Annotated in this window: 13 protein-coding genes; 1 reads left to right on the top strand and 12 read right to left on the bottom strand. The window is 38.9% G+C overall.

Features of this window, described 5'->3' with window-relative positions:
• Positions 1-99: 99 nt before the first annotated feature.
• The 7 genes from LPB68_RS21205 to LPB68_RS21175 all read right to left on the bottom strand — a co-directional run bounded on the left by LPB68_RS21205 (position 100) and on the right by LPB68_RS21175 (position 8,142).
• The gene (locus tag LPB68_RS21205; protein ID WP_068655252.1) at positions 100-603 is read right to left on the bottom strand and encodes a ferritin; all 504 of its coding nucleotides are present in this window, start codon (positions 601-603) and stop codon (positions 100-102) included.
• A 132-nt stretch (positions 604-735) separates the two neighbouring features.
• Positions 736-1,218 carry a heme-degrading domain-containing protein gene (locus LPB68_RS21200; RefSeq protein ID WP_068655254.1) on the bottom strand — a complete coding sequence of 161 codons (483 nt, stop codon included), beginning with the start codon at positions 1,216-1,218 and terminating at the stop codon, positions 736-738.
• An 81-nt stretch (positions 1,219-1,299) separates the two neighbouring features.
• Positions 1,300-1,977: an ABC transporter ATP-binding protein gene (locus tag LPB68_RS21195; RefSeq protein WP_068655256.1), complete on the bottom strand. Its 678-nt coding sequence runs from the start codon at positions 1,975-1,977 to the stop codon at positions 1,300-1,302.
• Complete coding sequence (locus LPB68_RS21190; protein WP_068655258.1) at positions 1,974-3,083, bottom strand: ABC transporter permease; 1,110 nt, start codon at positions 3,081-3,083, stop codon at positions 1,974-1,976. Before LPB68_RS21190 ends, LPB68_RS21195 begins: the two co-directional genes overlap by 4 nt.
• Before the next feature lie 69 nt (positions 3,084-3,152).
• A complete protein-coding gene (locus tag LPB68_RS21185; RefSeq protein ID WP_418303812.1) occupies positions 3,153-4,535 on the bottom strand; it encodes a sensor histidine kinase in 1,383 nt (460 codons plus the stop codon).
• Positions 4,532-5,206 carry a response regulator transcription factor gene (locus tag LPB68_RS21180; protein WP_068655260.1) on the bottom strand — a complete coding sequence of 225 codons (675 nt, stop codon included), beginning with the start codon at positions 5,204-5,206 and terminating at the stop codon, positions 4,532-4,534. The genes LPB68_RS21185 and LPB68_RS21180 overlap by 4 nt, the downstream gene beginning before the upstream one ends.
• A 164-nt stretch (positions 5,207-5,370) precedes the next feature.
• Entirely contained in the window at positions 5,371-8,142 is a 2,772-nt protein-coding gene (locus LPB68_RS21175; RefSeq protein ID WP_068655262.1) for a Gldg family protein, read from the bottom strand.
• A gap of 473 nt (positions 8,143-8,615) precedes the next feature.
• Between LPB68_RS21175 and LPB68_RS21170 the strand changes: the two genes are divergently transcribed.
• Complete coding sequence (locus LPB68_RS21170) at positions 8,616-8,825, top strand: hypothetical protein (protein ID WP_068655263.1); 210 nt, start codon at positions 8,616-8,618, stop codon at positions 8,823-8,825.
• A gap of 85 nt (positions 8,826-8,910) precedes the next feature.
• Here the strand turns inward: LPB68_RS21170 and LPB68_RS21165 are convergent, their stop codons facing one another.
• The 5 genes from LPB68_RS21165 to LPB68_RS21145 form a co-directional block, all read right to left on the bottom strand.
• Positions 8,911-10,050: a GDSL-type esterase/lipase family protein gene (locus LPB68_RS21165; RefSeq protein ID WP_068656616.1), complete on the bottom strand. Its 1,140-nt coding sequence runs from the start codon at positions 10,048-10,050 to the stop codon at positions 8,911-8,913.
• A 242-nt stretch (positions 10,051-10,292) separates the two neighbouring features.
• On the bottom strand, positions 10,293-10,958 hold the full coding sequence (gene fsa / locus LPB68_RS21160; protein WP_068655265.1) for a fructose-6-phosphate aldolase: 666 nt from the start codon (positions 10,956-10,958) through the stop codon (positions 10,293-10,295).
• 244 nt (positions 10,959-11,202) lie between these two features.
• Positions 11,203-12,639 (bottom strand): DHA2 family efflux MFS transporter permease subunit, encoded by a 1,437-nt coding sequence (locus LPB68_RS21155; RefSeq protein ID WP_068656618.1) that lies wholly within the window; start codon positions 12,637-12,639, stop codon positions 11,203-11,205.
• 149 nt (positions 12,640-12,788) lie between these two features.
• Entirely contained in the window at positions 12,789-13,700 is a 912-nt protein-coding gene (locus LPB68_RS21150) for a FecCD family ABC transporter permease (protein ID WP_082865582.1), read from the bottom strand.
• Positions 13,701-13,856: 156 nt separating this feature from the next.
• Positions 13,857-16,007, bottom strand: coding sequence for an alpha-galactosidase (locus LPB68_RS21145; RefSeq protein ID WP_068655267.1), 2,151 nt, complete (start codon positions 16,005-16,007; stop codon positions 13,857-13,859).
• Positions 16,008-16,125: the final 118 nt, after the last annotated feature.

The raw sequence follows: 16,125 nt of genomic DNA, 5'->3' as shown, positions 1-16,125 counted from the left end.
TTCTTGTTAAGTCTTTCTTCTTTATATCGAAGAAAAGGCTCCCACAGTACAGTTCCATACCGGGGAGCTCTTTCTAGTTCCTACATAGGATTACTTCTTCTATTCTGCAGGTGGGGTAAATGAACGAGCAGCAAATTCTGCATCCAACATATAGAAAGCGTTGCTGTCTTTCTCAATACGTTTCAACTTCTGAATGATGTTATCAAAGAGTGATTCTTCTTCAACCTGTTCATCAATAAACCATTTCAGGAAGTAAATGGTCGCATGTTCGCGCTCAGAAGTAGCTAAATCCGCCAAATCATAGAATCTCTGCGTGTTCTGTTGTTCATGAGCATAACCATGTTCGAATACATCGAGAATCGAAGAATATTCATTCTTCGGTTCTGGTAATGCTTCGAGCGTAGCACGTTGTCTACGATCATTGAGGAATTTATATATCTTCATTCCATGGAACCGTTCTTCTTCAGCTTGAATGATAAAAAAATTGGCAAATCCATCTAGACTTTCACCTGAGCAATATGCAGCCATTGCGAGATAGACATGTGCTGAATAAAATTCAAAATTCATCTGTTTATTTAGTGCTTCCGCTAATCCTTCTTTCATTGAACAAGTCACCTCAACTTCTTAGTGGTTTTTTAATCATCATAAGGAATAGTCTCCCATACCTATTTATCGTAACATGAAGCCAAAAAACCTTCAACTCAACAGAGTTAAAGGTGATTTAGTGATGTATCACTATTTTGTTATCGGAGATAAAAATCGACGTAATGCTGAAATTAGTAGATCATGATCCTCTTGATCCGGCAACCCAGAGACAGTAACTGTTCCAATGCGACCTTTATCTTTTTGTACAAGTGGAAATCCACCACCGGCACCTACATAATCTATAAACGGCAACCCGTAACGTTCCTCTAACGTTGTGCCTTCATTCTGCATTTCTAGAGCTTTATGCCATGAACTCCAACCGAAATGGTTGACTACATTATTCTTCCGCCGTATCCAATCTTCGTTCTCAGCTACGGTTCCCTCCATAGCATGTAAGAATAGTCGTTGCCCCGATACGGTAATATCTACGGTAATTCTTTTCCCAGTTAGTCTCGCTTCTTCTACAATCGCTAGTCCTAATTGCAATGCCGTATCATTCGTAAAAGAATTAAATTGTAATTCTAGTTCTTCCTTCTCCATTTGCTCAATTCGTTGCCTAATCGTTAGCGTCATCAATAAACTCCTCCTCTGCGAAGCATGTCCAGTAATTGAAGCGTACCACGGAATATATACGGCATCAATACCCAATCTAACTTATTTCTCCACGAGAATCCCATCCTGTAAATAAAGGACACGATCACACCATCCCAACATTCGCTCATCATGTGTTACCATAACAGCCGCTTTCCCTTCTCTTTTCACTTCCTCAGCTAACATTTGTACTACTTCCTTGCCACGATTGAAATCAAGACTTGCCGTAGGTTCATCTGCAAACAATATAGCTGGATTATTCATCCATGCTCGTGCAATAGCTACACGTTGCTTCTCACCACCAGATAGCTTTTCAGGGTAATGATTTCGACGTTCCCAGATCCCAAGACGTTTCAGTAGATAGGAAGAGCGCTTCTTAGCTTCACTGGATTTTTGCTTCGCAATTTTAGCTACATATAGTAACTGCTCTTCAACCTTCATATAGGGGATTAGCTGAGCATTCTGAAACATAAACCCTATTTTTTCTAATCTAAATTGCGTGAGTTCCATTTTATCTTTCGTTAAGAGAGATTCACCATCGATGAGAATGTCACCGCTAGTCGGACTCAGAAGTGCTCCTGCAGTTGATAGAAACGTACTTTTACCCGAGCCAGAAGGTCCGAGAACGGCAACGAATTCACCTTCCTTCACCTGTAAATTCAGTTTATTCAGAACGGTACTTGTAGAGTCACCATCACCATAAGTCTTTGTTACTTCTGTCATTGTTAATTTAGTTGTCATGCTCCAACCCTCCCAATGGCTTCTAATGCATCCACTTTAGCTACCCTTAATACAGATATAAGTGATCCAATCAGCGACATTCCTACAAATAAAACACTAGTAAGGATCATTGTAGAAATATTCAACCGGAAAGGTAATGACTCGGGTAGAATTGTAGACATACCACCTGTCAACATTAGGCTTATAGCTATACTGATAACCGATAGAATAAATACCTGTCCAATTACACTCCACGCTAAATAAGATGTTTTGGTCCCTATCGCCTTTAAAATCCCGAACTGACTAGTCTTCTGAATCGTAATAACATAGAAGAAGACCGCTAGTACAACTGCAGCAATTACAAATAAAAAGACAATCATCATAAGTAATGAACTTTGTTCCTCAGCATACCCAGGAATACTGGATATTGCTTCTTTTTGTGTGATGATATCAAGTCCATCTAACTTATCCTGTAAGCTTGACACTTGGATTTCTGTTGCCTGAACAGCAATCGTATTGATTAATGCAGAGTTATCTTTCTGACCCCTACCTAAGTTCATTTCCTGCCAATCTTGATCATTCATATATACGACGGGAGTATGGCTGTATGAATTATCTTCAACGAAACCAACAACGTTCCAATCCATTCCAGTCTGTTGATCACGAATAATACTTCCAATTTCTATACCGGACTCTTCCAGCTTCCGATCTACGATGACATTTCCTTGCATATCATTCGTAATCATGTCACCTTGAACTACCGATGGTGCAATCATTCCAGACATATCGACTGCAAAAAAAGTTATATCCGCCTTTACATCAAGGTCTGTGGCCGTAATCGTACTCATTTGAATACTTAATGGTGTAGCATTATCGTTACCAACAATGGAACGGACATCCTGTAAATCTGATTCATTCAACTGGGAACGTCTGAATTTATGATCAGCGTCACCTTGAACAATGAAATAATTCGCTGGCATATTCTCAACAGCTGATACATTTGCATATGCTAAGCCTTTCGCCAAACCCGTTACGAATAAAACAAGAAACGAGACCAACAACATGATGACCACAATCAGTGTGTATCTTGCTTTCGAATGGCGCAATTCTCTTAATGCTAGAAACATGGTATCACTCCTTCTAATCTGTATAGATACAGTGTAGAAGAAGAATGTGAACAGAGAATGAATAACAAATTACAAATAAGGTAGAGTGATTGTGAAAATCGTTCCCTCTCCAACCGTACTTGTGACGTCAATCGTTCCCTTATGTGATTGAATAATTTTTTGAACAATCGATAGACCTAATCCAGTGCTATGAGTTTCTCGCGTCCTTGCAAGATCTACTTTATAGAACCGATCAAAGATCATAGGTAGTTCTTCTTCAGCTATTCCTTCACCTGAATCAGAAACCGTAATTAAACAATGTCCACCTTCAAGTTTCGCAGCTATGAGAATATTCCCACCTTCAGGAGTATATTTAATCGCATTTGATATGAGATTCACCCACACCTGGTAAAGCATATTCGCATCACCATGAATGGTTATATCCGCTGGCAAGTTCAACCGAAGTGCCAAATTTTTCTCTGTCAGTTTCCACTCCATCATTTGAATAACTTGCCGAATTTGAGATCGTAGTTCAAAGGCTATTATTTGTAGTGGATTATCGTCGTAATCTAATGTTGACAAAGTAAGTAATTGTTTACTTAACAAGGATAGACGTTGACTTTCCTCTTCAATAATAGAAAGGTAGCGATATTGTTGCTCATCAGATAATGATTGTTCCTTAAGGGTATGTGCAAATCCCTGAATAGAGGTAAGCGGAGATTCAATTTCATGAGATACATTTGCTACAAATTCCTGTCTTGAACGATTCGTCCGCTCTAACTCTGTGCTCATTTCCATAAAATGTGTAGCTAATTGACCGATTTCATCCCGTCGCCACGTATTCAATTTAATATCATATTGGCCTTTTACAATCCTTTTAGTAGCCATTGTAAGGTGTGTAATAGGTCTTACAATATGGAGTGATGTTATCATTACGAATCCTAAGCATAACATTAGTGTAATTCCAAGTAACATCGCAATAAAGATACGCAACTCTCCAAATTGTATTTCTGCATCTGGACGTATAAACAATGCATACGGTTGATCATTAATTTGGATAGACACACCTATGCTATTTCGTAACTCATTGTTAAAAAAACCCGTAATAAACAGCTTACTCGGGAATTCCGCCACTCCATGATATACTTCTCCGCTTAGCACCTTTTTCAGGACTTCCTCGTTCAAATTCATCTCGTTAAAAGGTCGGCCGTATTGTTGTTCCTCTCCCTGTTCATTGGTTATATAAATTTTATAACCTAAAGAAGATACGCTTTCTAGGTATTCCTCTGTTGTCTCCGGATGGAACTCATTAAATTCCTTTAATTGAAGCGCCATTTGAGTTAATTTCAAGTCATTTTCAGGCTTAAGTTTGATTTGATAATACATATTCGTTGCCAGAAATCCGATCACACTACTCACTATAATAGTTGAACAAAAGACAATACACATTCGTACATAAAGTGACTTCATCATTTTGATACCTCGACTTTATACCCAATTCCCCGAACTGTTCGAATATTGAAATCATCCTGATAGTCCACAAATCGCTCACGCAATCGCTTAATGTGAACATCTACCGTACGATCATCACCTTGATAATCGACACCCCATACAAGCTCAATTAATTCTCCTCGTGAAAATAACCGTCCCGGATATTTAGCCAATTGCGCTAATAGCTCGAACTCTTTTACTGGTAATAAAAGTATTTGTTCTCCATCGGTTATTTCATAATTCTTGCGATCAATCACTAGGCGATTCAAGCGAATGATATCCTGAGAAGCTATGGAATACCGTCGAAACAATGCATTAATTCGAAATAATAACTCTTCTGGTTCAAAGGGCTTTGTTACATAATCATCAGTTCCTCTTAAATAACCTTGCTCTTTATCACTTAGCTGTTGACGTGCAGTCACTAATATAATTGGGATATCATAGGTCTTTCGTATATATTCACACAACTCTAGTCCATCTATATGAGGCATCATGACATCTACAATGGCTAAATCAATCGTCGTTTCCTTCATTTTATCTGTCGCATCTCTACCATCACTTGCTTCAATCACTTGGAATCCTTCTTTAGTTAAGACATGTCTTAATAACATACGAATATTGTGATCATCGTCTGCGACTAATAACTTTCTCATCATGACACACTCCTAATTCATTCCACATCGAAATCGAAATATTGTTTCGGAAAAGGTTCATTAATCAATTTATAATTTAAAGATAACATCAAAAAGCTGAAGTCGCTATCACGCCGACTCCAGCTTTTGTCCCCATTCTATACTCCACATCAATAATTCGTTATTTATTTATCAACATGAACTATAGTCGTTTCACTTGTAGTTGTACCTGCAGCATTGATTAACTCTGCGTAATATTCATATTCTCCTACTGTTCTATCTGTTAGCTCAGACACTACATTTTGAGCATGGGGTGTAACTTCGCTTAGAATCCTCGTATCTATTAATGTTCCATTCTCATACAGTCGATACTCAGACCCATTGGTACCCCACCATAAATTCATCGTGAGGTTATATGTGCCATCCCCATCCCAATTATCATGCGACAGTACAGACTTACCCGGTGAAGAATCGGTTACTGCAACGTTTAGTTGATCACTTGTAGCTGTACCATGGACATTGCTCAATTCCGCAGTATAGGTGTAGATACCGTTTGATTTGCCGGAAATATCAGTCTTTACACTTTGTGCTGATGGGGATGAATCATTTAACTTCTGTGTATCGATAAGAATACCATTCTCATATAACTTGTATACAGATCCATTGTTCCCCCACCATAAATTCATAGTGATCGTATAATCACCATCCAGAAGACCTGTGTCATGACCGTTATTATCTGACAAAATCGGTTTACCTGGGACATCCGTTGCTAGAATCGGAGCAGTCTCTTCGAGTGAAAGTGAAAAGTCACTTATTCCTCTAGGTTTTAGTTGATAGACACCTTTGAAGATGGCTGATATCCCCTTGATATCAACAATTTCTCCTTCTTCATAAGGGAAATCTGTTAAACTCAACCCAGTACGTGTGTCTACTCGAACATGGGTACTTATTGATCCATTAACTGCATCAAATTCAAAAGACCCTGATGGACTCGCAGTGATAATATTATGAATAGTCACATTTTGAAGCTTAATCAATTGTCCTTGATTCGCATCATTCACTGTGGATGCTTGTGATGGATCGGGTAGAGAAGACGTTCCCGTCTTTTCCAACGTAACCGGATTAGTTAGCTCTAGTTCCGTGTTATATAGGGTGAGTGGCGCAGTTATCTTAATTGTATCCCCTTGGTGGAACCCGCTTAGACTTTGATAGACATAAATTCCTCCAGTAGCATCTTGAAGATAAAATGCCTGCCCACCAAAGGCACCAGGTTCAGTTGTAATTACACCTCCTAAGGTCACTAGTGAACCCTCTGATAAGGAGCGGGCTTCAGCAACAGTAATGGCATCAGGAATTGGATTTCCTTCAGGTGGTAATGTCTCTGATGGTACATCCGCAATTTGAACAGCAGATGTGATTAAATTACTTCCATTTTGACGAAGTCGAAGATTGGCTGAACCAGTAGTCGCAGGCTTTAATTGAACAATAAGATCTTTATACGCTCTACCATTACTATTTGATGTCATACTAAATGTTGTGCTATAACCATATCCAGTTGGCCAGGTACCATCCGCATTCTGAACTTTAGCAACTTGTGTACCTCCCGCTAGGTATATTCCTGTACTAAACCCAGAAACAGTGGAATTTGCAGGAAGGTTATCTGCAACGACTCTTATTTGGAAATGTTCCGCATTTGGAAGTTGTGCTTGATGAACAAAACTGTAAGAAGCACTTGCGCTAGCTGTTGGTCCACCATAAGATCCTGCTTTGAAAGTCGAGCGATCCCACCACTTATATCCAGCTGCTGGAGCTGACCATGGTTCAAATTGAGGTTCTGTAGATGTTTGCGGAACTTCAATAGGAAGTAATGCTGTCACCGGATCAAGTTGTAGATTAGCCACTTGGTCAAGACTCGTATAACTTTCGTCTTCCGCCAACCAGTTCATAATATTAACAAGTAGAACTCCGTCATCTTGTTCTTTAAAACCATCATAGGTTGTTTTTGTTGTACCTGTTTCTTCGCGTTTATATTTAGGAGTAGCATCCTCAACAGGTGAAGAATCCCCAATAAATGCTGCTTTTCCAGCACCTACTTTGGATACTGCAACATATGGCCCTTCATTAATACCACCACCATTATATACACCTTGATCCACGGCGTTGCCCCATGCTTCATCCGTCTCAGGAAGATATACAATCCCCTTTGCTTTGGATGGATCTGTTATAGCAAGTGTCGATCCAGCATGCATCGCAACAGCCGAGACACCTTCTGTAATTCCGAATGATTGATCCGCAGCTACGATGTCATTCGCAGTAATATTTCCTAATGCATTATAACGGAAACGTACACCAAAGTTCGTTCCTAACCAATCTGAGCTCACTACATCTTGCATAGCGTCTGAATTCCGCTCTTCTGTACTCATTCCTTGCGTAGGATCTGCCCAAGCACCACGACGATATCCATTCATAGATTCTGAACCATCCCAACGGTTCTTATTGCGATCAGCATTGTAGTGATCTCCAATGAAAAATATGCTATTTCCGTTGTTCACATATTGCTCCATGGCAGCCTGTTCACTTTGTTTGAAAGGAACATTTGCTTCAGCGATGACAAAAACATCATAATCCTTTAAATCATCATAGCTAATGGCGGTTGTTTTACGAAGTTCTTGAACATCATAACCCTCATTGGCAAGTGCATTTCCGAAATCTGAGAAAGCTCCATCAATCACCCAATCTGCCGCTCCAGCCGTCTGACCATGAGTATTATCAAATAGAATCTTCTTTCCTGCGTTCTCATTCACAACTTTGGCCATGATGAAAGGCGCTGGGTCTGTCGGTCCCTCGGCCATTACAGTGGGTAGCTCAGAGCCTATAGCAACCTGTAGGCTGAATGCCAAAGATAATGCGATTGTCGACTTCATAACTCTAGTTTTGAACTTAGTAAACTGTTTCATCATTTCCCTCCAGTTATAAAAGACTTGTATAACAAAACAAGTCTATCATTAATAAATAACAAAAAGTGTTGATTTATGTAAATTTTATATAAAATATATACACTAAAAACTCAAAAATGACCACTATTTTTACATTTATTTAAGGAAACAATCATATTCTATTAATGTTATTACTATATTCTTAATATAAGAATTGTTAGGGGGAGTGATTAGTGTGATATCAGATGCTAATGCCTGTATGTGGATGACTCTTTTCTTACGAAGCCCTGATCAGGAGAAGAAGCGTCAAATTGATAATATAAGAAATCAAAATGATACAAGAATCATGAATAGTATTTCTTTTCACCTCAGTTTAAGAAATGAATTATATCTGCTTTAACATGGCCGTTAAGTATAAACACAAATAGATATTGTCAGGATCTATAGGATATGACTATAATAAATAAGCTAGAATAACTCAGGGTGGTGTATTTATGTCGTATTCTATTCTTTACATAATCATTATTGCTGTCGCATTAATCGGTGGTGTAGCCACATTTATCATCGGTTATTCCAAGGCCAACAAAGTTGCAAGCTCTGAATATTCTCGGAAGACAAATGTAAACTTGAAAAAATTAACTTATTTCTATGGCATTGTTATTGTATTAGCGATCGCAGCTTTTATCTGGTATCTCAATTTATAATCAACATGAATATTATGATGTAGGATATATAAAGAGCCCCGCTTCAGTAGCGGAGCTCTTTATGTTATACACGAAGAATATATTTTTAGAATCCGTCTATTCCTTGATTTCTAAGGTCTTCGACTACAATCCTTGCAAGCTGTTTGGCTCCTTCACGTATAGGATGTAGGCCATCAGCTAGAAATAATGAACTTGTTGCATTTGGCCCAATGGATGTAAAGTATGCTGAACTTTGCCAATTCAAATCAACTAATACAGTATTCTCTTCAAAGGCTAAATCTAAGGTTGTTGTTCTATAATATTTACTCTCATCGTAGTGAATGCTATCTTCATTAAAGTCAGAAGCAAGACCTTGTGGTGTTATTAGTATGACCGTTGCACCTTTTGCCTGTACTTGTTGAATGATATCGCGCATATTACTCTTAAATTCATCTCTCGTAATCGTACTATTGCGATGAGTATCATTAATACCTAACTGCAATAAGAAATAATCCCCTGGTTTTATATATTTCACAATGGCTTCAGTTTGACCATCATTAAGGAATCCTCTAGATGCTTGTCCTGCAGTGGCCATATTTCGAATCTGGAAAGTATCTTTTTTAAGATATCTGAAGAGCATCTGCCCCCATCCACCACGTTCACTTGTCATTAAAGGATAATAATTGCTAACCGTTGAATCACCGCCAACATAAATCGTACGATTCGTGATCGGATCTTCTGATATTTGGATGATTTCAAGGGAGCTTAACGTATAAGTTTTACCTTCTTCACCTGGTGTTACAATGATATTTAATTGTCCATCAGTAATGGGCAATTGAAATTTATCTGTCGGATTAATACCCGTCATATTCATAATTTGATAGACATCTTCTGCAGCGACGCTTGATCTAGCCGTATCGCCCAATGTCACCTTAATCTCATAGAGCCCATTAGGGAGATCTAGATTGAATGTATTTTTACTTTTGACACCCGTTGATAGAAATTGCACTGCATCACTATGTAGGCCTTTACCAGAAGACACTATATTCTTCATATGCTCTGGTATATTAAATCCATATCCTTTCGTTAATGAGTACCTCTCAGTGGAACTAACCCCTATATAACCAGGCGCTACATTTCCTTCTCCAAAATCAAACCTATACACACTAGCTTCTGCTTTAACCTGACCAGTTGTAATGGATCCAAGCAAAATAGTGACCATTACTATAGTGCCTACAACCTTCATTAATCTGCCTTGATTCACATGAAGTCCTCCTCTTGAACGTTGAAAAATAAGTTCGTATTATATTTTAAGGATACCATACAATACGCGGAACTTAAATAATATGTACTTGTCACGTAGACTTCATACGGCCACTTAAAATATAGAAATAGAAAACAACCTGACAATAAATTCATTGTCAGGTTGATCCTGCAAGACTATATAATAGAGATCTTTTGTTTAATTTAAATGATTAACAAAATTTATTATTGTGGTGCTTTTACCCAGTCAGCTGCGAATTTTTCTAACCCTTGATCAGTTAGTGGATGTTTCGTAAGTTGCTCAATAACACTATATGGAACAGTGGCAATATGCGCTCCTGCCATAGCCACACGAGTAACGTGATCTGGGTGACGAACAGATGCAGCAATGATTTGTGCATCCAAGTTATGGATACGGAACAATTCTGCAATTTTAGCTACCAATAATACGCCATCTTCTGAGATATCATCTAAGCGACCTAAGAAAGGTGAAACATAAGTAGCGCCAGCACGAGCGGCTAGAAGTGCTTGGTTAACCGTAAACACCAATGTCACGTTAGTTTTAACACCTTTTTTAGTTAAATAACGGCAAGTTTCAAGTCCTGCAATATTCATAGGAACTTTAATAGTGATATTCTTGTCTCCACCATTAATCTTAATCAATTCATTTGCTTCAGCAATCATTTCTTCGGCAGTTATTGCGTTAGGTGTAACTTCCGCTGATACGGATTCAACTTCGGGCACCAATTTCAAGATTTCTTCAATACGATCTTCAAATTTAACGCCTTCTTTAGCTACTAAAGACGGGTTAGTTGTCACACCAGATAATACCCCGATTTTGTATGCCTTCTTAATATCCTCTACATTTGCAGTGTCGATAAAGAATTTCATGAGCAATGACCTCCTAGTTTTTAATAACCATTTTATTATAATCTTAATTCTAGAATTTTACCACGAATTTCTCACAATGAATTATTCGAATCTACAAATACAATTTCCAACAATGAACACTGTTTATATCATGACCGTTTACTCATACAAAATATCATTTTTTGTACAAAAAAACCTCAGACAATCGCAATGGAGAAGTAATGCTACTCCAGCGAATCTGAGGGGTTTTCTTTATCGAATGTAATTAGATCTTAGATACGACCACACGTTTGATAGTAAAGGAAATGATTAACCCAATCACAGCGATAATCATAGCGAATATGAAAGCACCTTGTACCCCTTCGGTAAATGCCGGGATGAGATGAGCTGGATCTTCAGGATTACTTACGCTATTCATATAACTCTTCTGACCTGCTGCCATAATGCTAACAGCAAGGGCAGTACCAATCGCACCAGCTACCTGTTGTAATGTATTCATAATCGCTGTCCCATCAGGGTAAAGGTCTCGAGGTAACTGATTAATACCATTCGTCTGAGATGGCATCATAATCATGGAAATCCCAATCATTAACGCACTATGAAGTACAATTACAAATACAACGGTTGAAGTTGCTGAGATACTTGAGAAGAACCACAGTGAAGCACTAACAATAGCAAGACCTGGAATAACAAGCCACTTAGGTCCATACTTGTCGAACAACCGTCCCATAATTGGTGACATGATACCGTTAATAATTCCACCTGGGAGAAGTAGTAACCCTGCTTTGAATGCAGAATACCCTTGCCCTCTAATTAAAAACATTGGAAGAACTAACATACTAGATAAAATAACCATCATACAAAGAAATACCATTAATACCCCAAGTGAGAACATTGGAAATTTAAAAGCACGTAGGTTAATCATCGGTTGTTTCATACCCATTTGGCGAATACCAAATAATACAAGAGCGACTACCCCTACGATAATTGCAATAATTACCTTTGGAGTCCCCCATCCTTCACTTTCACCAGCACTACTGAAACCAAACACAATACCCCCGAAACCAATAGATGATAAGACGATGGATATTGCATCAATTCTTGGTTTGGTGATCTTCGAAACATTCTGCATAAATAAAATTCCGCACGCAAGTGCAATAATAAGAACAGGCAATGCCAACCAAAAGATCCAATGCCAGCTTAAATTTTCAATCAATAGTCCTGCGATCGTTGGCCCAATAGCTGGTGCCACCATGATCACTAGTCCAATCATCCCCATTGCCGCACCACGCTTCTCAGCAGGGAATATGATCAGTATCGTATTGAACATCAGTGGTAGTAATAATCCAGTCCCAATCGCTTGAACAACTCTTGCCGTAAGCAAGATCTCAAAAGATGGCGCAATGGCTGCCAAAATTGTCCCAATAATGGAGAAACAAAGAGATGTTATGAACAATTGTCTTGTTGTAAACCACTGAAGCAAAAGGCCTGAGACGGGTACGAGTATCCCTAGAGTTAATAGATAACCTGTCGTTAACCATTGTGCAGTAGCAGGTGAAATGCTAAGTTGTTGCATCAGGTCACTTAATGCAACATTTAAAGCTGTCTCACTGAACATTCCTATAAATCCACTTAGCAATAAAGCTACCAATATGGGTAAAGCCCTAATATTCTTCTGATCAATCTGTGGTGCTCCTTGCATAGTTGCTTCCAAACTTCCCATCCTCCTTGTTATCTTTCTCTATCTGTATGTATCAATTTTTTGAAAAAAATTGATCTACACAATAAAACCATATATTATGTTACACCGTCAAATAAAATCTAATTTAAATTTGAATTAACAATAACTTCTTATTTCGTACGGCCTAGTAAATATAGAAAGTAAGGAGCCCCAATCACAGCAACCACGATTCCCGTGGGGATTTCAGATGGTTGCAAGAGCCATCTTCCAATGATGTCCCCCACAATAACAAGTAACGAACCAAGCATAGCAGATATTGGAATCAGCATTTGATGCTTCGGACCAACTAATCGTCTTGCCATATGAGGACCAATAAGACCAACAAATCCTATCCCACCACTTACAGACACACAAGAACCTGCAAGTCCAATCGCCACCGCGAGTAGCTTTACTCGCTCTTTCTCAACAGAAGCGCCTAAGCCTGTTGCTGTCTGATCTCCCAGATTTAATATATTTAATACTGGTGCTTTGAAGAATGCGTAAGGTAGTAAAGTGAGCATCCAGGGAAGCAACGCCAGTACAAATTCCCAATTCGCTCCCCATATACTACCTGCCATCCAATTAGCCACAAATTTATAATTCTCTGGACTCAAACTTAGCGTTAGGACGATTGTTGCAGCACTGATAGCAGCAGCCACCCCAATTCCAGTAAGTAGTAACCGGTTTGGATGAAGACCATCATTTTTTTTGTAAGATAATGAGAATATAATGATGGCTGTTAGACTAGCCCCAATTAATGCAAGGAGAGGAAGTAACAATACCGGAACGGCAGATGTTGAGGAATAAAAAGAGATAAATAGAATAACCATTAATCCTGCACCTGCATTTAATCCTAACAATCCCGAATCCGCTAGTGGATTACGAGTCATCCCCTGCATCATCGCGCCCGATACGGCCATTCCGAACACTAGTAACATTAGACCGCCAACTAAAATCAAAGTCGCCATCCATGGCCGAGTCTTCAGCTTAAATGACGTTGACTCAGTTTGTTGCTCAACCCATTGGGCTTGTACAGACAACATTTTCACCCCTACATCCTCTAATAATGATATTCATTCTCAATAGAATGTACTATTTTATCCCAATAATATCAATATTAAATTGGGGAATATAAGGAGCTCAAACAACCCACCACATGGATGAATTTCCAAGGGTGGGTTGTTTGATGTTATGTTATATTATTTTGCTTTCAAATGAAAACATACGCTGGCGAAATCACCTTGTAACGGAGGTATCGGCAAACCACTTTGCATCAATCGATCCCCGCCATAGACTAGTTTTTCTTCTCCAATACCGTAGTCTAAGTCAGGATGAAGTCCCTTCAATCTAAGTTTTTTCAATGGACCATGTGCTTCAGCAAGTACTTGGAAATAGAACACTAAAGCTTCACGCTTATTCTCAGATACGAACATCCAGGATGTCTCATTACCTTCAAAAGGACTCTTCAAACGGTACATATCTCCTTGTTGCACTAAGGAACGAATTTCCTTGTATCGAGCAACTTGCCCTTTGGCGATTACCTTCTCATCATCAGTGAATTTGGTAAGATCCATTTCATATCCGAAGTTACCAGACATCGCTACATCCCCACGAGTAACGAGTGACACGATCCGATGCATGTTATGGTTAGGTACATCCGATACATGAGCCCCCATCGTACTAATCGGATACACCATACTAGTACCATACTGTATTTTCAAACGCTCAATCGCATCGGTATTATCACTCGTCCAGGTTTGAGGCATATAATGAAGCATTCCAGGATCAAAACGCCCTCCACCACTCGCACAACTCTCAAATAAAATATGTGGAAATTGTTGATGTATTTTCTCTAGCAATCCGTATAGACCGAGCATATAACGATGTGCGGTTTCTTTCTGTCTATTCGCCGAACTCGTTGCTGATCCAATCTCCGTCATGTTGCGATTCATGTCCCATTTCACATAAGAAATTGGAACGGTAGAGAATATTTCACTTAGAGATTCGTATAAATAATCGCAGACCTCTTGTCTTGATAAGTCTAGAATCAACTGAGTACGAGCTTCTGTCCGTCTTCTACCTTCTACATGAATACACCAATCTGGATGTTTACGATATAGGTCACTATCTGGGGATACCATCTCTGGTTCGAACCAAAGTCCGAATTGAAGCCCCAGATTATTTACTCTCTTCGCCAAATCGTTTAATCCATTAGGCAGCTTATTCTGATCTACTACCCAATCACCAAGTGATGTGGTATCATCATTTCTTTTGCCAAACCAACCATCGTCTAGTACGAACAATTCAATTCCAAGTTCTGCACCCGCGCGCGCGATATCTTCGATCTTCTCAGCATTAAAGTTAAAATAAGTAGCTTCCCAATTGTTGATAAGAATAGGTCGTTCTTGATCACGATGGATTCCACGACATAGACGTGTCCGATATAAACGATGATAAGTTCTGGACATTCCACCAAAACCCTCTGATGAATATACCAAGATCGCTTCAGGCGTTTGGAAAGACTGACCTGGTTCAAGTAACCACTCGAAATCAAAAGGATTAATTCCAATGGATACCCGAGTTGAGAAGAAGAAATCCACTTCTGCTTCTGCTACGAAATTACCACTATAGACTAAGCTAAATCCGAACACTTCACCTTGGTCTTCATCTGCATGGGGACGAGCTAGAGCCATGAATGGATTAAATTGATGACTACTTGCTCCTCTTCGACTTTCAATAGTTGTCAGACCACTATCGAGAGCTCTTTTCTTCACTTGTGCTTCTCTCGACCAGCCACCAGATAGATACATCATTTCATAATCATTATCAGTGAAATCAACACTAGCACTTAAAGCTCTCTCTAACGCAACTGATTTAGTACTAGCGTTCACAAATTTAACAGAGCGGCTTATGGCATTATGTTCTTCAAAAATAGTGTAGCTTAACAATACTGTTAATCCAGAATATTTATCTATCATCTCGATCTCTAATGTTTGAGATTCCTTGTCTGACTCAACATATACTGCCGGAAGTCCAGTTAATTCAGGTTTACCCGCTGTAATGGTGTGTGATTTATACACTAATTCTGTAATCCGACTGCCATCTTCAAGTCTTACCTGATAGGCTGGATTTCTGAAATCTCCTGTTCCATACTGCGGATATTCTTGAGGAAAACGATCTATTGTAGCAATGTCAGGATAATGATGTAAGCGATCTAAATTCCCTTCATCACGAAGTTTCTTCCCCCAATATACATGAAGTGGATAACCGTCCTTCAATTGTAGGATATAACTCATGTCTTTGGATTGGAGATGGAATATTTGATGTTCTTGTTGATATGTAATAGTCATTTAAGTTCTCCCTTTCTTCATCATAGTTCAATGGTCTACTAGCTTGAACCAATGGCTAAATCATACTCCTAAGTGAGATTAACGTAAATGGAATTACACTACAACAATATGTCATAAT

Source organism: Paenibacillus crassostreae (assembly GCF_001857945.1).
Taxonomy (GTDB): Bacteria; Bacillota; Bacilli; order Paenibacillales; family Paenibacillaceae; genus Paenibacillus_AQ; species Paenibacillus_AQ crassostreae.
Note: the sequence above shows the minus strand (reverse complement) of the source record. Positions and strands in the feature narration are given on the sequence as shown.